Consider the following 624-nt stretch of genomic DNA (forward strand, 5'->3'; position numbering starts at 1 on the left):
AACGCCATTGATCGGCTCAAACGTGAAGGCCGCTTACGGCAAGATGTAATTAGCCAAGAACGTCAAAAGAATAAAATCATTCCAAATTTAGAAGAGTTAGCTAACCAATATAAAGGCTTTGAGTATGCCATATTAAAGCAGATTACTGAGTTAAGGACAGCAATTAATGATCTTGATGACTCAAGTATGGATAAAGTCGCTTTAGGTAATGCTGAGACTAAAACAAAGGATTTGGTTGCAGAGCTGAAGGTAGCTGTTGAAAACTATCCAGAGCTAAAAGCTTCTAATCTTTACAACAATATAATGAAGCAAATAGTTGAACAGCAAGAAGATATTGGAGCATCTATCCGAATATTTAATCAAAATATAGAACTGTTTAATAATGGAATACAAGTTTTTCCTAATTCTTTAGTCAATTCAGTGTTAAATAAAAAAGAGATCTTAGGCACCTTTAAAGATTCCGAAGCTGAAAACGCTTTTGAGTACAAGCCAAACTTTAGCTAAGTTTAGGGGCTTGTTGCAACAAGCCCAATAAATTCATAAACCTCTTAATATGGGCCTGTTGCAAAAACCTCACAACCCGCCAGAATTTAACTATGAATCATCACTGAGCAATGCGTTATG

The 624-nt window shown here is 35.4% G+C and carries 1 protein-coding gene; it reads left to right on the forward strand.

Features of this window, described 5'->3' with window-relative positions:
- Positions 1–504 (forward strand): LemA family protein (locus VSA01S_RS19865; RefSeq protein ID WP_147052817.1); only part of this gene is annotated, 504 nt, incomplete at its 5' end.
- Positions 505–624: the final 120 nt, after the last annotated feature.

The sequence above is a fragment of the Vibrio sagamiensis NBRC 104589 genome (genome assembly GCF_007990935.1).
Taxonomy (GTDB): domain Bacteria; phylum Pseudomonadota; class Gammaproteobacteria; order Enterobacterales; family Vibrionaceae; genus Vibrio; species Vibrio sagamiensis.